Annotated in this window: 20 protein-coding genes and 1 riboswitch; of the genes, 9 read left to right on the top strand and 11 right to left on the bottom strand. The window is 53.9% G+C overall.

The window, feature by feature from the left end; translation table 11 throughout:
• Positions 1-37: 37 nt before the first annotated feature.
• Positions 38-1,393, bottom strand: coding sequence for a phosphohexomutase domain-containing protein (locus IE090_RS07850; RefSeq protein WP_189387821.1), 1,356 nt, complete (start codon positions 1,391-1,393; stop codon positions 38-40).
• A gap of 1 nt (position 1,394) precedes the next feature.
• Entirely contained in the window at positions 1,395-2,231 is an 837-nt protein-coding gene (gene galU / locus IE090_RS07845) for a UTP--glucose-1-phosphate uridylyltransferase GalU (protein ID WP_189387820.1), read from the bottom strand.
• Positions 2,232-2,438: 207 nt separating this feature from the next.
• Between galU and zwf the strand changes: the two genes are divergently transcribed.
• From zwf to IE090_RS07815, 6 genes are all read left to right on the top strand, one after another.
• Entirely contained in the window at positions 2,439-3,893 is a 1,455-nt protein-coding gene (gene zwf / locus IE090_RS07840) for a glucose-6-phosphate dehydrogenase (protein WP_189387819.1), read from the top strand.
• Positions 3,893-4,591: a 6-phosphogluconolactonase gene (gene pgl / locus IE090_RS07835; RefSeq protein ID WP_189387818.1), complete on the top strand. Its 699-nt coding sequence runs from the start codon at positions 3,893-3,895 to the stop codon at positions 4,589-4,591. The genes zwf and pgl overlap by 1 nt, the downstream gene beginning before the upstream one ends.
• Entirely contained in the window at positions 4,592-6,415 is a 1,824-nt protein-coding gene (edd, locus tag IE090_RS07830; RefSeq protein WP_189387817.1) for a phosphogluconate dehydratase, read from the top strand.
• Positions 6,402-7,031, top strand: a complete 630-nt coding sequence (eda, locus tag IE090_RS07825) for a bifunctional 4-hydroxy-2-oxoglutarate aldolase/2-dehydro-3-deoxy-phosphogluconate aldolase (protein WP_229815576.1) — start codon at positions 6,402-6,404, stop codon at positions 7,029-7,031. The genes edd and eda overlap by 14 nt, the downstream gene beginning before the upstream one ends.
• 31 nt (positions 7,032-7,062) lie before the next feature.
• Positions 7,063-8,793 carry a sugar phosphorylase gene (locus tag IE090_RS07820; RefSeq protein ID WP_189387816.1) on the top strand — a complete coding sequence of 577 codons (1,731 nt, stop codon included), beginning with the start codon at positions 7,063-7,065 and terminating at the stop codon, positions 8,791-8,793.
• Between the two features lie 181 nt (positions 8,794-8,974).
• Positions 8,975-9,265 (top strand): DUF6482 family protein, encoded by a 291-nt coding sequence (locus IE090_RS07815; RefSeq protein WP_189387815.1) that lies wholly within the window; start codon positions 8,975-8,977, stop codon positions 9,263-9,265.
• A gap of 53 nt (positions 9,266-9,318) precedes the next feature.
• On the opposite strand, the gene IE090_RS07810 is transcribed toward IE090_RS07815, so the two are convergent.
• From IE090_RS07810 to IE090_RS07800, 3 genes are read right to left on the bottom strand one after another with little or no spacing between them, the layout of a single operon-like run.
• Entirely contained in the window at positions 9,319-10,533 is a 1,215-nt protein-coding gene (locus IE090_RS07810) for a glycosyltransferase family protein (RefSeq protein ID WP_189387814.1), read from the bottom strand.
• Entirely contained in the window at positions 10,526-11,353 is an 828-nt protein-coding gene (locus tag IE090_RS07805) for an HAD-IIB family hydrolase (protein ID WP_189387813.1), read from the bottom strand. The genes IE090_RS07810 and IE090_RS07805 overlap by 8 nt, the downstream gene beginning before the upstream one ends.
• The gene (locus IE090_RS07800; RefSeq protein ID WP_229815570.1) at positions 11,350-12,288 is read right to left on the bottom strand and encodes a hypothetical protein; all 939 of its coding nucleotides are present in this window, start codon (positions 12,286-12,288) and stop codon (positions 11,350-11,352) included. Before IE090_RS07800 ends, IE090_RS07805 begins: the two co-directional genes overlap by 4 nt.
• A 213-nt stretch (positions 12,289-12,501) precedes the next feature.
• Here IE090_RS07800 and IE090_RS07795 point away from each other — a divergent pair, with 213 nt between their 5' ends.
• Entirely contained in the window at positions 12,502-13,353 is an 852-nt protein-coding gene (locus IE090_RS07795; protein ID WP_189387812.1) for a prephenate dehydratase, read from the top strand.
• Between the two features lie 6 nt (positions 13,354-13,359).
• On the opposite strand, the gene IE090_RS07790 is transcribed toward IE090_RS07795, so the two are convergent.
• The 6 genes from IE090_RS07790 to IE090_RS07765 form a co-directional block, all read right to left on the bottom strand.
• The gene (locus IE090_RS07790; RefSeq protein ID WP_189387811.1) at positions 13,360-15,954 is read right to left on the bottom strand and encodes a hybrid sensor histidine kinase/response regulator family protein; all 2,595 of its coding nucleotides are present in this window, start codon (positions 15,952-15,954) and stop codon (positions 13,360-13,362) included.
• Complete coding sequence (locus IE090_RS07785) at positions 15,884-16,945, bottom strand: AraC family transcriptional regulator (protein WP_189387810.1); 1,062 nt, start codon at positions 16,943-16,945, stop codon at positions 15,884-15,886. The genes IE090_RS07790 and IE090_RS07785 overlap by 71 nt, the downstream gene beginning before the upstream one ends.
• Positions 16,946-16,966: 21 nt before the next feature.
• The gene (locus IE090_RS07780) at positions 16,967-17,932 is read right to left on the bottom strand and encodes a GGDEF domain-containing protein (RefSeq protein WP_189387809.1); all 966 of its coding nucleotides are present in this window, start codon (positions 17,930-17,932) and stop codon (positions 16,967-16,969) included.
• 3 nt (positions 17,933-17,935) lie between these two features.
• Entirely contained in the window at positions 17,936-18,544 is a 609-nt protein-coding gene (locus tag IE090_RS07775) for a histidine kinase (RefSeq protein ID WP_189387808.1), read from the bottom strand.
• 1 nt (position 18,545) lies between these two features.
• The gene (locus IE090_RS07770; protein WP_189387807.1) at positions 18,546-18,920 is read right to left on the bottom strand and encodes a response regulator; all 375 of its coding nucleotides are present in this window, start codon (positions 18,918-18,920) and stop codon (positions 18,546-18,548) included.
• Between the two features lie 139 nt (positions 18,921-19,059).
• Positions 19,060-19,884: an acyl-CoA thioesterase gene (locus IE090_RS07765; protein ID WP_189387806.1), complete on the bottom strand. Its 825-nt coding sequence runs from the start codon at positions 19,882-19,884 to the stop codon at positions 19,060-19,062.
• A gap of 162 nt (positions 19,885-20,046) precedes the next feature.
• Here IE090_RS07765 and IE090_RS07760 point away from each other — a divergent pair, with 162 nt between their 5' ends.
• Together IE090_RS07760 and IE090_RS07755 are read left to right on the top strand one after the other, a co-directional pair.
• On the top strand, positions 20,047-20,526 hold the full coding sequence (locus tag IE090_RS07760) for a PaaI family thioesterase (protein WP_189387805.1): 480 nt from the start codon (positions 20,047-20,049) through the stop codon (positions 20,524-20,526).
• Positions 20,523-20,957: a PaaI family thioesterase gene (locus tag IE090_RS07755; RefSeq protein WP_189387804.1), complete on the top strand. Its 435-nt coding sequence runs from the start codon at positions 20,523-20,525 to the stop codon at positions 20,955-20,957. The genes IE090_RS07760 and IE090_RS07755 overlap by 4 nt, the downstream gene beginning before the upstream one ends.
• A gap of 73 nt (positions 20,958-21,030) precedes the next feature.
• A riboswitch (TPP riboswitch) is annotated at positions 21,031-21,135 on the top strand.
• The last annotated feature ends 3 nt before the right edge of the window (positions 21,136-21,138 follow it).

The following is a 21,138-nucleotide window of genomic DNA, read 5'->3' as shown; positions in this document are numbered from 1 at the left end:
AAAAAAGTGAGAGAAAACAAACAGCTACGCCTCTGCGCTAGCTGTCTTGCATCAAGGCCAGTAAATACTGGGTTTTTTCTTGCATCAACGCCTCGTCGCCACGGCTTTCAACGTTTAGGCGCACCACCGGCTCGGTGTTCGATGCTCGCAGGTTAAAGCGCCAGTCGCTAAAGCTCATGCTTAAGCCATCTGTGTGGTCAACACTGAGGGCCTGGCCGGCAAAATGCTGCTCCACCTTGCTCAGCGTTGCTCGCGCATCTTGCAGGCGTGAGTTGATTTCACCGCTGCAGGGGAAGCGTGCGGCACGTTCAGCCACCAACTGTGCCAAGCTCTTGCCACTGATAGAAATCAGCTCAGCGACCAACAACCAGGGAATCATGCCGCTGTCACAATAAGCGAAGTCACGGAAGTAATGGTGGGCGCTCATTTCACCGCCATACACCGCGTCTTCTTTGCGCATACGCTCTTTGATAAAGGCATGGCCAGTTTTGCTTTGAATGGCTTGGCCGCCCATGGATTCCACCAGTTCGACTGTGTTCCAGACCAATCTAGGGTCGTGCACCACGTTGGCACCTGGGTGCTTATTGAGGAAGGCTTCAGCCAGCAAGCCAACGATGTAATAGCCCTCAATAAAATGGCCTTCACTGTCAAAGAAAAAGCAGCGGTCAAAGTCGCCGTCCCAAGCAATGCCGAGATCGGCCTCGTGGGCTTGAATGGCGTTGATGGTGGGGGCGCGGTTTTCTTCGAGCAATGGGTTTGGAACCCCGTTGGGGAAGTCGCCATCGGCGTCATGATGCACCTTGATCCACTCGAACGGCAGCTGCGATTCGATGGCGTCAATCACGGCTCCGGCACCACCATTGCCCGCGTTGCAGACAATTTTAAGGGGCTTCAATTGATTGCGATCGACGTAGCCTAACAAGTGGTTGATGTAAGCAGGGCGAGTGTCCTGCTGTTGGTAGCTGCCCACGCGTGTGCTGTCGCGCCAGCTGCGTTCACTGGCGATGCGTTCGATGTCTTTAAGGCCAGTGTCGCCACTGATGGGTTTCGACTGCTCGCGCACGAACTTCATGCCGTTGTAGTCTTTCGGGTTGTGACTGGCGGTCACACAAATACCGCCGTCTACTTGCAAGTGCGAGGTGGCGAAGTAGACCTCTTCGGTGCCGCACTGACCGATATCAATCACGTCGGCACCGCCTTCTTGTAACCCTTTCGCTAATGCTTGGCTCAGGGTTTGGCTGGTGAGGCGAATGTCATAGCCCACCACGACCTGCTTGGGCTGCAGGAAATCGGCATAAGCCCGGCCAATCGCATAGGCGATGTCTTCGTTCAGTTCATCTGGTATGCGACCACGCACGTCGTAGGCTTTGAATGCCGCGAGATATTCGCCCATGTTACTCCCCTTGCTTAAATACGTTTTGGTAAACATGGTTAGTGGCTTCGACAAAGCCGTCGATGCTGCCGCAGTCGAAGCGTTTGCCACGGAATTTATAGGCCAATACGCAGCCTTCGTTGGCTTGCTTTAATAGGGCGTCGGTAATTTGTACTTCGCCGTTTTTACCCGGCTCCGTGGCTTCGATTTTGTCAAAAATATCTGGCGTTAAGATGTACCGGCCGATGATGGCCAAATTGCTGGGTGCATCTTCTTTTTTGGGTTTTTCCACCATGTCGGTGACGCGGTACAGGCCTTCTTTCATGGGCTCACCGGCGATCACACCGTATTTATGCACTTCGTCTTCGGGCACTTCCTGAATGGCAACAATTGAGCAACGAAACTGTTGGAAGAGTTTTACCATTTGCGCCAGTACACCCTCATCACCTGGCTCAGGGACGCACAGGTCATCAGCCAATACCATGGCGAAGGGTTCATCCCCCATTAAATTGCGGCCAGAGAGTACCGCATGGCCAAGGCCCATCATATGATTTTGGCGGGTAAACGAAAAATCGTTTTCGTCAATCAAAGTACGGATCGATGACAGCAACTCTTCTTTGCCTGAACCGGCAATCTGATGCTCCAGCTCGTAGCTGATGTCAAAGTGGTCAGCAATGGCGCGTTTGCCGCGGCCGGTGACAAAGCCGATGGTGTGCAAGCCCGCCTCATGTGCTTCTTCCACACCGTATTGCACCAGCGGTTTGTTAACAATGGGCAGCATTTCCTTCGGCATGGCTTTGGTTGCGGGCAAAAAGCGGGTGCCATAGCCGGCCACCGGAAACAGGCACTTATGAATCATACAGTTCAGTCCTTGTATAAATGGGAAAAACCGGGCCGAGATTATGTCAGATTTATCGACACTGTGCGTCAGGCTGTAACCTCGTGTAATGTTGTTGGTGGGAGCAAGGATGGTGCCACTCAGGGTGATTTGGCACTGATGCTGCAGGTTTGCAAACGTATTACGTCATCAAGCCTGCAGGAGAGTTGGGCAACTAAAGGAGAGGTCATGCAGATATCATCGCCGTTTGATCTGGTGTTGTTCGGCGGTTTGGGCGACCTGGCCCGCCGCAAGCTACTGCCAGCTCTGTATATGCTCGATCTGGATCAACGCTTGCCTGCGGGTCACATCGTGTTGGTGTCGCGCCAGCAAATGGACGCTGATGCCTTAGCCCAGTGGCTGCGCCAGCAAGTCCAGCCACATCTGTCTAGCACTGTTTTTGAAGCTGAGCGCTGGCAGGCGTTTTGCCAGCGGGTGCACCTGCACACCATGGATGCCGCCGACTTGGATGGCTATCGGGCTATGGCAGCTGAGCTAAGCGGCGGCAATAACCGGGTGTTTTACTTGGCGACGGGCTCAGATTTATTCACCCCCATTTGTGAAGGCTTGCATCAGGCCGACCTGATCGACCCCGACAGCAAAGTGGTGCTGGAAAAGCCCATTGGCCACGATTTGGCATCAGCGCAGCAGATCAACCAAGCGGTTGAGTCCTACTTCGAAGAGTCGCAGATTTATCGTATCGATCATTATTTGGGCAAAGAAACGGTGCAAAACCTGATGGTGTTGCGCTTTGCTAACTCACTGTTTGAGCACCAGTGGAATCATAAATACATCGATCATATTCAGATCAGCATTACGGAATCGCTGGGGGTAGAAAGCCGGGCGGGGTTTTATGATCACGTCGGCGCCACTCGCGATATGTTTCAAAATCATTTGCTGCAACTATTGTGCATCACGGCCATGGAACCGCCGGCACGGCTGGAGCCCGACGCCATTCGTGACGAAAAGGTAAAAGTGCTGAGAGCGTTGCGGCCGGTCTTGGGCAGCTCCATCAGTGAGCACGTGGTGCGTGGCCAATACGACGCTGGTGTGTCGGAAGGGAAACCCGTGCCCGGTTATCGTGAAGAGCCGGGCATCGATGCGAAAAGTCATACCGAAACCTTCGTTGCCGCCAAGGTGCACATCGATAACTGGCGCTGGGCGGGCGTGCCTTTTTATTTGCGCACCGGTAAGCGACTGGCCGAGCGTGCGTGCGAAATTGTGGTGCATTTTAAAGAAATCCCGCACTCGATTTTCCCTCTGCAACACAAAAATACCATGGCTAATAAATTGGTCTTTAGGCTGCAGCCCGATGAAGGCATTCGGTTGATGTTGTGCGAGAAAAAAGTGGGCCCGGGGATGAATGTACGGCCGATGAACCTCAGCCTTAACCCGGCCAATTTAAAGCAAACGCGAGTGCCAGAAGCCTATGAGCGCTTATTGTTTGATGTGCTCAGCGGCAACGCCACGTTGTTTTTGCGCCACGATGAGTTGATGGAAGCCTGGCATTGGATCGATCCGATTCTGCGCGGCTGGGATGAGTTAGAACAACGCCCCGAGCCTTACACCTCGGGCAGTTGGGGGCCGGCAGCAGCCACCTTGCTGTTGGCCAAAGATGGACGCTTGTGGGATGAGAGCAGCTGATGATCACAGATAATCGCTTTGATAACCCCGAAGATCTGGCGCGCCAGCTAGCACGCGGTGTGGCTCGGCGCTTACAACAATGCATTGATGAGCGCGGCCATGCCAGTTTGGCCGTCAGTGGCGGTCAAACTCCCGTGCTGTTTTTTCAACAGCTGGCGCAACAGTCGTTGGCGTGGAATAAAGTCACGCTGACGCAAGTCGATGAGCGTTGGGTCGATGCACAGCACAGCGACAGCAATGCTCGCCTGATTCAGCAGCATCTATTGCAAGGGCCGGCCAGCGATGCCTTTTTTCTGCCTTTGTACAACGGCGCTAACGATCCTGAAGATGGCTTTATGGCCTGTGAAAACCGCTTGCACGAGCTGGTTGATCAGCTGGATTTGGCCGTGCTCGGCATGGGGGCGGATGGCCATACCGCGTCCTGGTTTCCAGGCTCACCGGCCTTGCCGAGCTTGCTCGATGAGCAGGGCGGCGCTTGGTGTTGCCCCGTGATGGATCAAAAGCCTGCTCGCATGAGCCTGACTTGGTCTTTGCTGGCACGTTGTCAGCATCTGTATTTGCACTTTGAAGGTGACGATAAGAATCACACTTTTGAGCAGGCGTGCGAGCCAGGTCAGCAGCAGGACATCGAAGCCATGCCTGTGCGTGCTTTGCTATATCAATCCCAAGTTCCCCTCAGTCTTTATCGGAGCAGCTAAATGCACAGTGTGGTCGAGCAAGTAACCGAACGCATTCGCCAGCGCAGTCAAAAAAGTCGCCAACGTTATTTGCAACACATGCAAGCAGCGGCGCAGCAAGGGCCGCTGCGTCATCAGCTCAGTTGCACCAATCTGGCCCATGACTATGCCGCCGCCAGCGACGATGACAAATTGATATTAAAAGCCAGTCATCAGGCCGCCAACATCGCCATCGTCAGTGCCTACAACGATGTATTGTCCGCCCATGCCCCTTACGTCGATTACCCCCAACAGCTGAAACAGGCGTTAGCTGCTTGCGGCCATGTTGGCCAAATGGCAGGCGGGGTGCCAGCCATGTGTGATGGCGTGACGCAAGGCCAGGTGGGCATGGAGCTGTCCTTGTTCAGTCGCGATACCATCGCTTTAAGTACGGCGGTGGCGCTGTCGCATCAGGTGTTTGATGGCGTGCTGCTGCTGGGCATTTGCGACAAAATCGTGCCGGGTTTGCTGATGGCGGCTTTGCGCTTTGGTCATTTACCGGCGGTGTTTGTGCCCGCCGGACCAATGCCAACGGGCATCAGTAATGCGGAAAAAGCCAAAGTCAGGCAGCAATACGCCGCCGGAGAGGTGGATGAACAGGCCTTGTTGGACAGTGAAATGCGCTCCTACCATTCACCCGGTACCTGCACCTTTTATGGCACCGCCAACTCCAACCAAATGCTGGTAGAAATCATGGGCCTGCAATTGCCAGGTTCATCGTTTATTAACCCGACAGATCCGTTGCGGCCGCATTTAACCAAGGCGGCTGCGCAGTGTGTGACTGAGCATACCGCCCTGGGCGGTGACTACTTACCGATCAGCCAAATCATCGATGAGCGCAGCTTGGTCAATGCCATGGTCGGATTATTGGCCACTGGTGGCTCGACCAATCACAGCATTCACTTGTTGGCCATTGCGCGAATGGCGGGGGTGCAACTCACTTGGCAGGACCTTGCCGATTTATCCAATGTCGTGCCTTTGCTGACGCGCATTTACCCCAATGGCGATGCCGACATCAACGCGTTTCAGGCCAGCGGCGGTATGCCGTTATTGATGCGTGAGCTGGCAGAAGCGGGTCTGTTGCACACGGATGTGAACACCATATTGGGCAGCGGGCTTGAACCCTATTTTCGTGAGCCATTTATGCAAGATGGTCAGCTCGCTTGGCGCCCGGCGGTCAGCGAGAGTCTGGATTTAACCGTGCAAGCGCCGGTACATGCGCCGTTTATGCGCGAAGGCGGCATGAAATGGCTGCGCGGCAATTTGGGCGAGTCCATTATAAAAATCTCCGCCGTGCCAGAAGATCGCTGGCACATCGAAGCGCCGGCGCGTGTCTTTGACGATCAAGCTCAGGTGCTGGCGGCCTATCAGGCCGGTGAGTTGAATCAGGATGTGGTCGTGGTGGTGCGCTATCAAGGGCCAAGGGCCAATGGCATGCCCGAGCTGCACCAATTAACCCCGGCGCTGAGCAATTTACAGCAGGCGGGTCACAAAGTGGCTTTGGTGACAGACGGGCGCTTGTCAGGCGCTTCCGGCAAGGTGCCGGCGGCGATTCATTTGGCGCCCGAAGGCATCAATGGTGGTGCGATTGCGCGTATTCGTGACGGTGATGTCATTCGGTTGGATGCACATCATGGCGAGCTTACCGTGCTGGCGGCGGATTTCGAGCAACGAGAGCTTCCAGCAGCGCCATTGATCCGCCAGCAGGGCGCCGGACGTGAACTGTTTGCTCTGTTTCGTGCGCGCACCACCGCTGCCAATGAAGGCGCTATTAGCATTGCCTGGGAGGAATATGATGAATCATGAACGCAGTATGTGGGATCTCTGGATGGAGCGGGCTAAGCCCATTGTGCCCGTCATTGTCATCGATCAGCTGGATGATGCCGTTCCCCTGGCGCAGGCGCTGGTCGCTGGCGGGGTGCGCTTGCTGGAGGTGACGCTGCGCACGGGTGCGGGCCTGCAAGCCATCGCTGAAATCAAGCAGGCAGTGCCGGATGCCATTGTCGGCGTTGGCACCGTCACCAGTGCATATCAGCTGGAAGATGCACTAAAGCAGGGCGCCGAGTTTGCTGTCAGCCCAGGATGCAGCAGCGATTTGCTGGCCTGTGCGCAAAACTGGGGTGGGCCGTATTTGCCGGGGGTAGCGACGCCCTCAGAAGTCATGCGCGCACGCGAAGCCGGCTTTCGCTATCAGAAGTTCTTTCCCGCCAGCGCTGCGGGTGGCAGTGCCATGTTAAAAGCACTGGCCGGGCCTTTTGGTGATGTGGTGTTTTGTCCCACCGGTGGCATTGGCGCTGATAACTACCGAGATTATTTGGCGTTGAGCAATGTTTTTGCGGTGGGCGGCAGTTGGCTGACGCCCAAAACAGCGGTGTCGGCACAAAACTGGCAAGCGCTGACGTCTCTTGCCATCGCTTGTTGAGCGGTGAGCTGGTCATAAAAAAGGACACGCCATGCCAGAACTCTCAGCGCCAGCCGTGGCGCGCATTCAAGCGCGCCTTGAAAAGATTTACAGCGATACCGATTGCAGCGAGTTAGCCGCACAAATCGTGCGCTTGATGCATACCTTTGCAGAGCAGCGTCGAGTTAAGCGACCGCGCTCGCAACGCTGGGATGAAAGTGACGTGATTCTCATTACGTATGGCAATAGCCTGCAACATGAGAATGAAGTACCGCTGCAAACATTGGCACAGTTTTTACGTCAGCACTTACGGGATACCGTCAGCGCGGTGCATATTCTGCCGTTTTTTCCCTACAGTTCGGATGACGGTTTTTCCGTGATCGACTATCGCCAAGTGAATCCAGACTGGGGCGAATGGCCGGACATTCACGTCCTACATCAGGATTTCGACTTGATGTTCGACCTAGTGATCAATCATTGCTCGCGTGAAAACCTGTGGTTTATCGACTTTATCAGTAACCGCGAGCCCTTTACCGAATATTTTATAGAAGTCGACCCGCAGCAGGATGTATCGGCAGTGACGCGGCCACGCAATACGCCGCTATTGACCCCAGTGTATACCCATCGTGGGCGACGGCATGTTTGGGCGACGTTCAGTGAAGATCAAATTGATTTAAATTTCGCCAACCCGAAGGTGTTGTTGGAATTTATACAGATCTTTTTATTTTACATCGAGCAGGGTGCCCGCTTTATTCGCCTAGATGCCATCGCCTTTTTATGGAAGCAGTTGGGTACTTGCTGTTTGCACTTACCGCAGACCCACCAAGTGGTCAAACTGTTGCGCGACATTGTCGATGTATGCGCACCAGACGTGGTGCTGATTACCGAAACCAATGTGCCGGTGGCAGAAAATCTGAGCTATTTTGGTCAGTCCGATGAAGCGCATATGGTGTATCAATTTGGTTTGCCGCCGTTGGTTTTGCATGCCTTGAATCGCGGTAATGCGGATTTTCTAAGCCAGTGGGCGGCGGATATTCCGCCCTTGCCTGAGGGCTGTACCTATCTCAATTTCACCGCCAGTCATGATGGCATAGGCGTGCGCCCGGTGGAGGGTATTTTGCCCGAGCGTGAGGTGCAGGATTTAATCGATTGCATGCACCGCTTTGGCGGTTTTGTCAGCACCAAAGCCAATTCCGATGGCAGCGAAAGCCCCTATGAAATCAATATTTCGTTGTTTGATGCCTGTATGGGGACGCGTCGCGGAGTGGATCACCATCAGGTGCAGCGTTTTTTGTGTGCGCAAAGCATTATGCTGGCCATGCAGGGCATACCGGCGGTTTACATTCATAGCCTGACGGCCACGCCCAACGATTTGGAGCATGTTGAGCAAACTGGGCGTACCCGCTCAATTAACCGCAAGCTATGGCAGTTGGATGAGCTAAGTTGCTTACTTAATAATCCGGTCACACCTCAAGCAGAAGTGTTTAACGAGCTGCGCCGATTAATCGCTGTGCGCCGCCGTCAGCCAGCGTTTCACCCTAACGCCCGTCAGAAAGTGATTCGCATTAACTCCGATGTGTTTATCTTACAGCGCAGCCACAGTGAACAGACCTTATTTTCCATCGCCAATGTTACCGAACGCATGTTAAAGCTACCGCTGGCGGTGCTGGGCTTCTTACCGCGAGGATGTCGTGATTTGATACAACCCGAGGCTGAACCGCTGCAGGAGCAATTGGAGTTGGCGCCTTATCAGGTGGTCTGGTTATCAATAGCCGGCTCATAGAACGTTTCAAGCTATTCAATGGTTGATGTTGCAATGGCTGCTAAAGTCGGTGTCGTGAATCATGCACTTTTGTCTAACGCTAGTTAGATTCGACCTCGCGCATGCGATCGTGAAATGCAGTAGGTTGTTTGCATGCCAGTGCAGGGTTCAAGTTCACGAGCGTTGACTAAGGAGCAAAGCCATGACACTGAATGAATTAAAAAAGCAGGCCCATCAGGGGAAGCCAGAAGTGCATGTTTTAACCAACGAGGGTGACCTGTATCTGGTCCAGGTCGTTCATGACGGGCAGGAGTCGCTATTGATGGAAAGAGACCGGCCAATGCGGTTTCGCAGCTTAGCGGAGTGTTCAGAAACCCTCGCCAGTGTTGGCGTAAAGCAAGGATACATGCTGCAGCCTATGCCCTGTGACGAAATGATCAATACCATCGACTCTGAACCACACTGCGATTGGCTACCCGTGCGCTTTCACTGATTTGATGGTGGATATTGTTGCAAAGGGGCTACGGCCCCTTTTTTGTGTTTGTATCAGCGAGCGTTGTCGATTTCTACCGCTTCATAAAGGCGGTCAAGAATATCTGGAATGGCGCTGATAACGCGGTTCCAGCTGGGAATAAAGGGCGTTTCCATCGGGTTGGCTAAAAAACTCTCACCGGCGTGCATGATGTTTTCAGCGAATAGTTCCACCGCTTTTTCTTCGCTGTGACGATCCAATACTAAACCATTCATACGGGCATCGTTGTAGTAGGTTTCGATAAAGTCGAGGGCGATACGGTAATAGGTGGCTTTAATGGTGCGAAAGGCTTCGGTAGTGAGTACTTCGCCTTGAGTTGCCAGTTTGCGGAAAATGGCTTTGCAAATATCCGTGCTCATTTTTGACAGGCCGCGTGCTTGATCATCCGCAGACAGCGGCTGGTGTTTGTGGTCGTAGCAGTCGGCAATGTCCACCTGACATAAGCGGTTGGTGGAGTAGTTGCGCTTCATTTCAGATAAAACGCCAATTTCTAGTCCCCAGTCACTGGGAATGCGAATGTCATTTAACACATCGGCACGCATCGAAAACTCGCCCGATAACGGGTAGCGAAAACTGTCCAAATATTCCAGAAAATCCAGTGCGCCAAAGGTTTTCTTCAGCGCTCGCAGTAGCGGTGTGACCAGTAAGCGACTGACGCGGCCATTCATTTTTTGATCGGCAATGCGGGCGTAGTAGCCTTTGGCAAACTCATAATTAAAACTGGGGTTCGCTACCGGATAAATCAATCGTGCCAGCAAGCTGCGGTCGTAGGTCAGAATGTCGCAATCGTGCAGTGCAACGGCCTCGGCGCGGCCTGACGCCAGCACATAGCCATAGCAATACCAGACGTTACGCCCTTTGCCCATTTCTTTAGGGGCCAAGCCTTTTTGCTCCAGTAAGTCGTCAATTTTGCGCAAGCGTGGACCGTCGTTCCATAAAATACGATGGTGTTGAGGAAGGTCGGCAAAAAATTCGTGAGCATGATGATGCTGTTGCTCATTGGCTCGGTCTAAGCCAATAACGATTTCGTTAAGGTAAGGGACTTGAGCAATTTCAGAAATGATGTGGCTCAGAGCCGGCCCCTGCAGCTCTGAATATAAAGACGGCAGTACTAACGACATCGGCCGCAAGCGGGCAAAACTGGTCAGTTCACGCTCCAGTTCTTCGGTTGGCCGATCAACCAAGTTGTGCAGGTTGGTGATAATGCCGTTTTGATAAAAGTCAGCCACGCTGCTCTCCTTGATTTAGGCTTGGTTCAATAGTTTGCAACCATTCCAATACCGCTAAGCTCCAGCCCTTGGGACCCGGCGTGATGGCGTAGCGAACATGGTCATCCGTTAGCAGCAAGGTTTGCTCTGGGTTTGGAACCACTACGGCAAGGTCTGCCGCTGCCAGCATTGAGGCGTCATTGTCACCGTCACCCAGTGCCAGCACCTTAACCGGCTGCTGCCACAGCTGCTGGTAATAATTGGTGAAAAAGTGCAGCGCATCGGCTTTATCGTTAGCGCCTAAAACGTGCCAAAAGCGACCGCCGCGAACCAGCCGTAATTGTTGCTGGGCCAAGGCTTGGCGAAAAGCAGGTAGTTTGTCTTCAGCGTCTTGCCAAACGATGGGCTCGCTGCCATGACGTTGCTTGGCTAGGCTGGCGGACTCGCTATCAAGGCCCGTCAGGGCACTGACTTCTAGGGCCGTCATGTCGTTAAAACCACGGAATAAAAAGCCTTGCTGGCGCAGCTGGTGCAACACTTTAAGCAGTTTAGGGTAATGACAACCGAGTATTTCGGCGTTGTAGTCGGTGCTGCTAAAGCCGCTGCCACCGGCTTTGGGTATGAATAAGGCAGCGCCGTTTTCACAGGCAAAACCGGTATTGAGACCGATGTCAGCGCGCACTTGTATGGTTTCTGCAAAGGTCTTACTGGTATTAAGTAAGCAGGGAATGTGCGCGCGCTGCAGCGCTTTAAGCGCGGTTATGGCGGCATCAAAGCTGTAGGTTTGGTGGTCTAGCAGGGTGCCGTCAAGGTCAGTCATGACGATCCAAGAATGGGTCATAGCGTCTCCTTGTGGTGAAACTGCACTCGACTGACTTGGTGTTGCGCATCCAATTCCAGCACCCAATCTGCTACAGCTGGAATGGTGTGTAACGCATGTTCGGTCAGCCGTTGGTAATGCTGTATAAAGCGTAGCAAGGCTGGCTCATTCAGTGAGCGGTCGGGGCGATCTTTTTGTGCTTGCCGTAAGTTTTCTCGCTCCTGCTGACTGCGCCAGCGCTGCACGGCGCCCATGTCCGGCACTTTCAGCATGATCAAGTGATCGAGTTGGGCGAACCAGCTCTGGTAGTGGTCTGCGAGTTGTTGGTTGACCCAATGCCGCCACTGACCGTCTGGGTCTTCCTGTTGCTCTAGAGTGTTGACTGGCACAGTGAGCTGATCAGGCGACTGTGGTGGGCAACCGACGCACCAGCCCTCAAATAGAACCGCATCAACAGGCCCAGTGACTTGATGCCAGGCTGACACAGGCAGGCGATCATCGCTGGCCTTGTCGAAGGCGGGGCAGCTTAGTGTTTGACCTGATTTCAGGGCGCGTAACTGCTGCAATAGCTGTTGCCCTCGCTGGTGATCGTGAGTTCCGGGCACGCCTCGCGTTTGCAATAAAGGGTGAACTTCTGTCGCGAGCTGCTGCCGGTCAGCGTGGCTGAGATACAAATCGTCGATGGAGATAACAACCACGTTCCAGCCAAAGCTGGCCTGATACCAATCTGCCAAGGCGTGACTAAGGGTCGATTTACCCGACCCCTGGCCACCATGAATACCGATGACGGGAGGCCCACTAACACTGACGACCCAATCTGCCAACCAGCTAGCCAGCGGTAACCAAACCTTGGTCAGCTGTTGCCGCCATTGGTCAGGTACCTGCAGCACTTGGTTATGCTGTTGCAGCGCATCCACAGTGGCTTGGTTTGCAGGCGGCCAGCTGAATGGCGTCATAGGGTACCCTGAGTTGATATTGTGATGGTAACAACAGACAAAGCAGGCATTGTGCCAGCTGTTGTAGAATGCGCTTGGATGCAGCGTGAGCGGCTTAAGTTCTTGCGCGACTGCACCATAGTGGCCCGTATACCGGTGTGGACTCACCGTATCGGTGCTGTTTTTAGAGCTCGATGCGCCATTAAGGTGCATTAAAGGCGTTAGGAGAGAAATATGGTCAATACCGTGGCCTATCAGGGGACTCGAGGGGCCTACTCGCATTTGGCTTGCTTACAAGTGTTTCCGAATGCAGAAGCGTTGGCCTGCGATGACTTTCACAGTGCTCTGGTGATGGTAGAAGAGGGCAAAGCTGACCGCGCCATGATTCCGCTAGAGAACTCCACCGCCGGTCGAGTGGAGGAAATCTATCGCCTGTTACCTAATACCTCATTGTCGATCATTGGCGAGCACTTTGAGCCGGTGAACCACTGCTTGCTGGCGCCCAAAGGCACTGAGTTGGCTGATATTAAAGAAGTGGCGTCACATCCTCAGGCTCTGGCGCAATGTCAGCAGCGCTTGCGCAACTTGGGCATACGCCCCCGTGCTGCCGTCGATACCGCAGTGGCGGCAAGGCAATTGAGCGAGCAACCACAAGCGGGTCAAGGTGCCATCGCTTCCAGCCTTGCCGCAGAGCTTTATGATTTGGCGGTGCTGAGGCAGAACTTTCAGGACGTCAGTGGCAATACCACGCGTTTTTTAGTGTTTGCGCGCGAGCAGGAGCATCAGCAATACCAAGCGGATGAGCATTACATCACCAGTTTACTGTTTACGGTGCGCAATATACCGGCCGCCTTATACAAGGCGCTGGGTGGTTTTGCCACTAACGGCGTGAATTTGATTAAGCTCGAAAGCTATATGGACGGTGGCACCATGGAGGCCAGTCACTTTCATGTCGATATGTACGGTCACCCGCAGCAGCCCGCCATGCAACATGCGTTAGAAGAGTTGCGTTACTTCGCCCGTGAGTTGCGCCTATTGGGCACTTATCCGGCACATCATTATCGCCATCGCGCTGATTTCGTTTGATGTTGGTTACTTAAGCCATTGAGCCAAAGCGTCGGCAAGCTGCTGGCGCTTAATTGGCTTAGTCACAAAGTCATTCATACCGCTTTGGTAAGCGCGCTGGCGGAACTCGGGCAAGGCGTGTGCGCTGAGCGCAATGATGGGCAAGGTGGGGTGATGCTGGCGTATTGCCAGGGTTGCATCGAAGCCATCCAGCTCTGGCATTTCACAATCCATCAAAATCAGTGCTGGTTTTGACACTTCGGTGAGGGCATCGAGTAGCTTCTGGCCGTTGTCGAACAGTCGATAGGGGTAGCCTAAATGACGCAACATGCCGGCGACGACGGTTTGGTTTACGGCGTTGTCCTCGGCCACCCAGATGCACTGTTGCTGCTGCGGTTGCGGTGACGCTGGTGCGATGATGGTAGAGGGGGCGGTTTGTTGGGCTTGCTGACAAGCACGCAATAATTGCAAGGTGGTGATCGGTGGCGTGAGGGCGATCGATTGCTGTGCAAAGATACGCAGCCCGGCATCTGCGCCAGCAATGCGCAGCTCGGCTTGTTCTGATGGGGTGAGCGAGCCGCAGCTGATGGCGTGCTCGCACAGTGCCTTGAGGGGGTGCTGGTGCGGCAGCTCAAGAGCGACTGCTGTGCCTGCTAGGCCTGAGCCATCGAACGCATCCGTCGCTTCAACGTTGGCCAGCTGAAGAGTAAAGCAAGAGCCTTGATTGGGTTGACTGCGGACCGTGATGTTGCCACCCAGCAGCTGCGCCAGTTGTTGGCAAATGCTGAGCCCTAGGCCGCTGCCGCCATAGTGACGTGAGGTGGAGCGATCAGCCTGGCTGAAGTGATCGAACAGTTGACTCTGATAGCTAGGATCAATGCCTATGCCGCTGTCTTCGACGTCGATTTGCAAACCGCCATGGGGGTATGAAACGCGCACCTCTATATGGCCTTGGTGGGTAAACTTAACGGCATTGCTCACCAGGTTGCTGATGATTTGGCGAAGGCGCGAGGAGTCGGTATGGCAGTATTGCCACAGGGGGAGCTCAAAGCGGCCCGTCAGCGTTAGCCCTTTTTCAGCCGCACTGTGTTGGTAGAGCATCAAACAGTCGCTGATCAACGCATCTAGGTTGGTGCTGTCTTTATTGATCTCCAATTTGCCGGAGCGGATTTTCGAAATATCCAAAACATCATTCAGCGTGGTCATCAAGGAGCTGCCGGAGCGGCTGATGGTGTCGGTCAGCCGCTGCTGCTCAGCGTTGAGTGGAGTGTCCTGAAGCAGCTCTGTCATGCCGAGAACGCCGTTCAGTGGCGTTCGTATTTCATGCGACATCATGGCCAGAAATTGGCTTTGTGCTTGCTGCTCGGCTTCGCTTTGCTGGCGTTTTATCTCAGCCTCTTGGGCTTGGAAGCGTGTCCTTAAGGCTTCTCGCTGGCTTTGCAATAGACGCTGCTGAGTGGCCAAATATTCCCGTCGCTGTTGGTGAAAGCGCATGGCGATGGCAACGCCATGTACGATAACCAGCAGTATGAAGCCAAGATGCGAAGTGTTGGCGACCCAAGGATACATAGGTAGCCAGCCCTGGCGCGCAATAATATGGACGATGACGCCAAAAAACAGCAGCAGCCAGCCCGCAGAGTACATGATCGCGGAGCGACGTTTGTCGAGGCTGGCGCGTATGCCATTCACCGCGGCGCTCAGGGCGATTATTACCACTGCGACCATGGTCAGTTGCAATGCCAGTGCAAACGGCAGAACTAGGGTAGCGATTAATGCCAGCCAAGAGCCGTATTTGGCGAGTTGGTTCAACCGGTAAAGGCTGCGGCGATAATGGCGTTTTAAACCAAGAAAATGGTTGGCGAACAAACAACTGAACAAGGCCCCAGCCGCCATGCCTACTAAAGTGGCGCGCTGCTGCCACCAAACTGACTCTGGCCATAAAAACTGAAAGCCAAACCCCTCTATGGCCAGGTAAAACAGCAAATAGCTGGCGATAAAGCCGATGTAATACAGGGTGTAGCGTTCGCGATTAGCAATGTAAATAAACCAGTTGTAGAGCAAGATGGCGACGATAAACCCCGCATAAGCACCGGTCAGCAGGTAGGTGTTAGCCTGCTCCTCCTGCAAGTCATTTTCATGCCACAGTGCTGCCGACAGCTGCAGTGAGCCTTGGGTTTTCACCCGTATGAAGATTTGGTAGGCACCGGGACGCGATACTCGCATGGGCAGTTGAAACCAATGGCTAGCTACCGGACGCTTTGCAAACACCTGTTTATCGCCCAGTTGCCAATGCCCTAGTAGTTGCTCCTGCCTTACCAGATACACGTCCACTTGGTCCAAAATGGGGTTGTCTATAACCAGTTGCCAGTCAGAAAGGGGCTGCTCGGCGCGTATGTTTATGCGAAACCAGAGCGCACCATGATGTGTGCCAAAGTTGGCGGTAGTCGCTTTGAGCGGCTGCCAAGGCACATCGAGCGGAACAGCAAGTGACTCCGTGTCGGTGCTTGCCTGCCAATAGCCGGCATAGGGCATTAGGCTTTGGCCGGATAGCTCACGGCTGATGCTCACTTGTGGCTGGGCGATGCCGAGGGAGGGCAACAGCAGCAGCCAGGTCAGCAGCATGATCCAGTGTTTGTTGCCGATAATCACCCGGCGTCATCCCCTGCCATTTACGAAATGCCCGATGAAAGGTGCTGGCCTCGGTGTAACCCAAGCACTCGGCGATGGTATGAATGCTGATGTCTGGGTGGCGTAACATGACACAGGCTTCTTCCAGTCGGCGTTCATCCTTCAACTGCTGATAAGACGTTTGCTCATCGTGCAAGCGTCTTCGCAGTGTAGCACCGGACACTCGTAGCGTTCGGGCAACTTCGGTCAGGCTGGGAAGTGCATCGACGGGATGCTGGCGGAATAGGCGCCGTAATTTGCCCGTGGTACTTTGATGAGGATTAGGGCGAGCAAGAATATCGGCCGGTGAGTGGTGTAAAAATGCCTGCAATGATGTCGGTGTTTGCGCAATGGGCAGCGCCAAGACTCGGCTGGGAATCTGTAAAAAGGTATTGGCTTGATTAAAGCTGACTGGCGTTGCAAACAACGACTGGTACAGTGCGGCATGGGGTGGCGGTGGGTAGCTGCAGCCCACGTTGAGCAAAGGAATGCCTTGATCGACCAACCAACTTGGAAAGCGATGCCAAATGGCCAACAGGGATTCACTTAGAAAGTGGTCAGGGTCGTAGCTGAGATCATGCTCAATGATCAGTTTGCTCAGTCGTCGCCCTTTTTCTAATCGAAGGGTGGGAGCGCCATCAAACAGCGCATAAAACCGTTGTGCTCGATGCAGAGCATGCTCCAGCGTTGAGCAACTGATGATGGCTTTGCACATCATGCTGAACGTACCAAAGCGGCTGCGCGCTTCGGCCAACCCCATAAATTCATCATCGGCGCCGCGCCATAAGGTACCCATTAAACGCGTATATTGCTGGCTGTTGAGGCTGTGCTGGTGATCGTAGAGCAAGGCTTCGGGCAACCCTGCTTCACGCCACAAACGCTTGATATCAACACCGCGACGTTCTAAGGCGCGCAACGGCGCATCCACAAACTCGCGTGGAATCACCGCCAGGACCCGCTGCTTAAGTTAGCTGTGGTGTTGGTAGAGGGTGGTACGGTTACGCCCGCCTTCTTTGGCATGATTAAGCGCTTTGGAAGCCGCTTGCTGCCATTGTGCCGGTGAGTCAAAGGCAGGCTGACTAGCGGCAACACCAATACTGACGGTAACGGATAATTCATGGCCGGGAGCAATAATAGACATGGTTTCGACATCTTTGCGGATGCGTTCGGCGAAGTGCACAGCTTGCTGTGCATCGGTATCGACCAGCATAACGGCGAAGGTTTCGCCGGTAAAGCGACAGGCATGATCCGTTTGCCGCAGGGTTTGCCGCAAGGCACCAGCCAGGGTGCGTAATACTTCATCGCCTGCTTGGTGGCCGTAATTGGCATTGACCAAGCGAAAATCATCGACATCAATGAGCACCAACGCCGAAGCGCGACCGTTACGCTGGCTACGACGAAACTCATCGGCAAATTTCGGTTCCCAATGTGGGCGGTTGTAAAGCTCGGTGAGGTGGTCGTACTGATGCAGTTCTCGCAAGGATTGGTTGGCACTGATGACATCGTTGCGGTTAACGGCGATATCGGTGACATCATAAATGATCAGGCAGATGTGATCGACGCTGCGGTCGATCGACTCCAGCGGAATCATGCTGGTGTTCTGATACATAATGGCGGCGCGGCCGGTAATGGGGCGATAATTTTTAAACTTAAACAGGTAGGGACGTTGTTCCCAAATGGTAAAGGTGCGAGTTTTTAATTGAAATACGGGCTCGGCTTTTTGCATAAACCAGTCGCGTGGGATTTCATCGAACAAATCAAACAACACCTGCTCTTTGGCATTTTGCGGGCTGATACCACTGTGACTTTCCATAAAGCCATTCCACAACTGGATGCGATAGTCACGATCAAGCACCACCAAGCCGACATCAATGTTTTGCAGAATGTCCATTAACCAGTGGATGTCGCCAAACTCTATATTCGGATCTTTCATGGATTAATCCAGCAGGTAATCAATGACTTTATTCAGTTTTACCACCGAGTCTTCGGTGAACAGTAATAGCAAGTCGCAGTCGATATTAACGTGTTCAAGGGTGTAATGAATTTCGATGGCTAGGGTTTTGGTCCACTGATGGTTACCGCTGCGTAAAATGTCTTCTGCCATGCAGTGTTGGCCCAATACCACTGGGTGGCCTTGATTGAAGTGAATTTCTAACTGTTCACCAATGCCGTGCACGCAGGCACCAATTAAGACGGAGCTTACGTCCATCAAAAGCTCTAACTCGCCGTAGCGATTCAGCGGCCCTTGGTAATTCATTAACGCGGCGAGATCTTGAAAACTGGTGTCTTTGAACAGTAATAATGCTTCGCCAGCAATGCCTGAGCCGATAAACCCCTGACAAACCGCCGACACCGCTGTGTCTTTTTCAGCGTCTTGAATGGCCATGTCCAGTTCGCTCGATTCGATCATATTGACCTTCGGAATCGGCAGAACAACGTAGGCGTCCAGCAGCCGAGCGAGGCGGTCGGCGGCCTGGCCCATGGCAACATTGCTCAGCTCCTGATAGCAATCACGCTGGTCTTCCGTGATGTTGATATCAGTCATACTAGGCTCCGGTCAAAATGCCGTATTCCGTCAGGACGGCGCGGGCTTTTTCCTGATCGATGGGTTTTTTGATAAAGGCCATGGCGCCTAGCTTGCGTACCCGTTCTTGGGCATCGGGTTGGATGTCACCAGAGACGACAATGACCATGGCGGGTAAGTCCTCACGGCGAATGGCTTCTAACACGCCGTAGCCATCGAGGTTGGGCATGGTCAGGTCGAGGAACACCACTTCGCCTTTGCCTGCACGAATGGCTTCTACGCCTTCAACACCGTCGCCGGCGAAGTGCACTTCTACATCCCAGCCTTCGGGCAAGGCGCGTTTCATTTGCTTGCGCGCAAAGCTGGAATCGTCACAAATCAATACGTTGGTAGCCATAACTAGAACAGGTCACACTACAAATTGCCTGTTACAGGTGTAGATGTTGAGGCTCGATTCGGCAACCCGCAGGCAGAAGAAAAGTGGCCGGTTGGCCACTTAGGCGTTGTTGGTTTTCGGAGCTAGTTGGGTTCTAGCTTTAGTCTCGCACATCGTAGACGGCCACCAGCTGGCGGCTGAGGGCGAGCAAGGTGCCGTCACTGCGAGCAATGCGCGCTTCGGTATGGCCATAGCCATGGTGAGCCTGTCGAATGTCGACGTCGTAATACAGCCATTCATCACCGGCAATGGTGGGTAGGGTTTCTAAAGGCTGAATGATCTCTAGGTTCCAGCTGACGCTGGCGCACGGCGCAGGTTGCTTTAGCTTTTGCAGCAGAGCCGGTGGCCAGGCATCGATCAGCGCCACCAGTTGTGGCGTGGTTAACGCCGATGGGCTGTCTTTTAGCCGCATCCAGCCGCGTAAATGGTTGTGAGGGCTGTTGCTGAACGGAAAACCGCCGTCGACGTAAGTGAAGTCGATGTGTTGCACAAACTCAGGCGTCAGACCTTGGATGTAGGGCATGGCTTGCCCGGCACCGGGTTCGCCGCACTCCAGCGCGGGTGCCCTGACATTGATGTCTGAAGGACGTTCTTGGCCAAAACAGGCATTTAAACGAGTGGTGACTTCGCCATCTTGGTACAGCTCGGCTTCCCAGTGGCTGACGCTGCGACCCTGGCGTAAGTCGCGCACATCAACGCGACAGGTCTGATTGCACTGCAAGGGGCCGCAAAACTGTACCGCCAAGGCGCGCAGTGGGCCGGCTTCGCTGGCCTCTGATAAGACGCGCTGTAGCAACAGCGCTGCCGACATACCGCCAAAGGTGGTTCGGCCTTGGCCCCAGCTGGCATCAATGCTGAGCTCGTCGCACTCACTGGCCTGTGCTAGATAAAAAGACAGTGGCTGGGGCGGATGCAAAGTGGTCATGGAATCTCCTATCAATGAGTCACATTGTTCAACACCGTGCCATCATACGTCGACGGCCGGCGCTTCGTTGGCAATGGACTGTTGCAGCCATCGCACCCAGTCCAGACAGACCGTTGCATCTGTCTATTTTTACGGTATAACGCCCTATTTTTCGGAGAGTTTATGTCTCTGTCATTGTTAACCCGAGCCCAGCGCTTTGTGGCGACGTTACGCCACTGTCAGGTATTGGGGCTTAGCGTGGAGCAAGCGGACGAACAGTTATTGGTGATGCGCCTGCCTTATCGTGAGCAAATCGTAGGCAACCCTGCCACCGGCGTGGTGCACGGTGGCAGCTTGACCACCTTAATGGATACCGCTTGCGGTACTGCTGTGTTTGCCACCTTGCCCGGTTTTGAGCTGTGTCCAACGTTGGATTTGCGCATGGATTACATGAAAGCCGCGACTCCCGACATTGATCTGCTGGCCGAAGCCCGCGTAACGCGCGTTGCTTCCAGTGTGGTGTTTACCGAATGCGAGGTGGTGCAAAGACATGGGGATGAACGTGAGGTCATTGCCCGCTGTGCCGCCACGTTTATGCGCATTGGCGAGAACATGACGCCGCCTGAGTTTCGCGCGCGCATTGAGCACGGAGATGACGCATGAGTTTTGAAGCGATGTTAAAACAGGCGCGTCTTGACGGTGATTTTAAGCCGTTGGTGGCCGCAATTCCCTATGCAGGTTTAATTGGCTTGCAGTTTCAGCGCTTTGGCAAAGACGTATTATTTCAGTTGCCGAAAAACGACGACAACATCGGCAACCCGATTTTGCCCGCCATTCATGGCGGCGTGATCGGTGGTTTTATGGAGTTGTCGGCATCGCTGCATTTATTGATGACCATGGAAACCCTAGCGATGCCGAAAATGATCGATTTTTCCCTCGATTATTTGCGCGCCGGACGTCATCAGGACACCTTTGCCGAGTGTCAGGTGTGGCGCCAAGGCAGCCGGGTGGCGAACGTGGCCATTAATGCTTGGCAAGCTGAGCGTACAACGCCCATTGCCACGGCACGGGCGCATTTTTTGCTCACTCGCTAACGTGTTAAATCGCTTGATGAGCAGTGGCCGTAAATAGCACTAGCCAGAGATTTTTTATTACGTTAATCTGATGTCGATTCTGTCGGGGTGCCCTGAATGAGGGGCTGAGATCGCAATAGCGGATCCCGTTGAACCTGATCTGGTTAGTGCCAGCGTAGGGAACAGAAAGACCAGCCGCAGT

Origin of the sequence: Bacterioplanes sanyensis (genome assembly GCF_014652515.1) — a bacterium.
GTDB lineage: Bacteria > Pseudomonadota > Gammaproteobacteria > Pseudomonadales > Oceanobacteraceae > Bacterioplanes > Bacterioplanes sanyensis.
The sequence above is the reverse complement of the archived record's forward strand: the minus strand, read 5'-3'. Positions and strand labels throughout refer to the sequence as shown.

Excerpts from the sequence above, each read along its gene's own strand:
- IE090_RS07770 (WP_189387807.1), bottom strand. The coding sequence starts at position 18,920 with ATGGCTACCAACGTATTGATTTGTGACGATTCCAGCTTTGCGCGCAAG.
- IE090_RS07795 (WP_189387812.1), top strand. The coding sequence starts at position 12,502 with ATGGTCAATACCGTGGCCTATCAGGGGACTCGAGGGGCCTACTCGCAT.
- IE090_RS07775 (WP_189387808.1), bottom strand. The coding sequence starts at position 18,544 with ATGACTGATATCAACATCACGGAAGACCAGCGTGATTGCTATCAGGAG.
- IE090_RS07815 (WP_189387815.1), top strand. The coding sequence starts at position 8,975 with ATGACACTGAATGAATTAAAAAAGCAGGCCCATCAGGGGAAGCCAGAA.
- IE090_RS07820 (WP_189387816.1), top strand. The coding sequence starts at position 7,063 with ATGCCAGAACTCTCAGCGCCAGCCGTGGCGCGCATTCAAGCGCGCCTT.
- IE090_RS07765 (WP_189387806.1), bottom strand. The coding sequence starts at position 19,884 with ATGACCACTTTGCATCCGCCCCAGCCACTGTCTTTTTATCTAGCACAG.
- IE090_RS07780 (WP_189387809.1), bottom strand. The coding sequence starts at position 17,932 with ATGAAAGATCCGAATATAGAGTTTGGCGACATCCACTGGTTAATGGAC.
- IE090_RS07790 (WP_189387811.1), bottom strand. The coding sequence starts at position 15,954 with ATGCTGCTGACCTGGCTGCTGCTGTTGCCCTCCCTCGGCATCGCCCAG.
- pgl (WP_189387818.1), top strand. The coding sequence starts at position 3,893 with ATGATCACAGATAATCGCTTTGATAACCCCGAAGATCTGGCGCGCCAG.
- IE090_RS07755 (WP_189387804.1), top strand. The coding sequence starts at position 20,523 with ATGAGTTTTGAAGCGATGTTAAAACAGGCGCGTCTTGACGGTGATTTT.
- galU (WP_189387820.1), bottom strand. The coding sequence starts at position 2,231 with ATGATTCATAAGTGCCTGTTTCCGGTGGCCGGCTATGGCACCCGCTTT.
- IE090_RS07760 (WP_189387805.1), top strand. The coding sequence starts at position 20,047 with ATGTCTCTGTCATTGTTAACCCGAGCCCAGCGCTTTGTGGCGACGTTA.
- edd (WP_189387817.1), top strand. The coding sequence starts at position 4,592 with ATGCACAGTGTGGTCGAGCAAGTAACCGAACGCATTCGCCAGCGCAGT.
- IE090_RS07800 (WP_229815570.1), bottom strand. The coding sequence starts at position 12,288 with ATGACGCCATTCAGCTGGCCGCCTGCAAACCAAGCCACTGTGGATGCG.
- eda (WP_229815576.1), top strand. The coding sequence starts at position 6,402 with ATGATGAATCATGAACGCAGTATGTGGGATCTCTGGATGGAGCGGGCT.
- zwf (WP_189387819.1), top strand. The coding sequence starts at position 2,439 with ATGCAGATATCATCGCCGTTTGATCTGGTGTTGTTCGGCGGTTTGGGC.
- IE090_RS07850 (WP_189387821.1), bottom strand. The coding sequence starts at position 1,393 with ATGGGCGAATATCTCGCGGCATTCAAAGCCTACGACGTGCGTGGTCGC.
- IE090_RS07805 (WP_189387813.1), bottom strand. The coding sequence starts at position 11,353 with ATGACCCATTCTTGGATCGTCATGACTGACCTTGACGGCACCCTGCTA.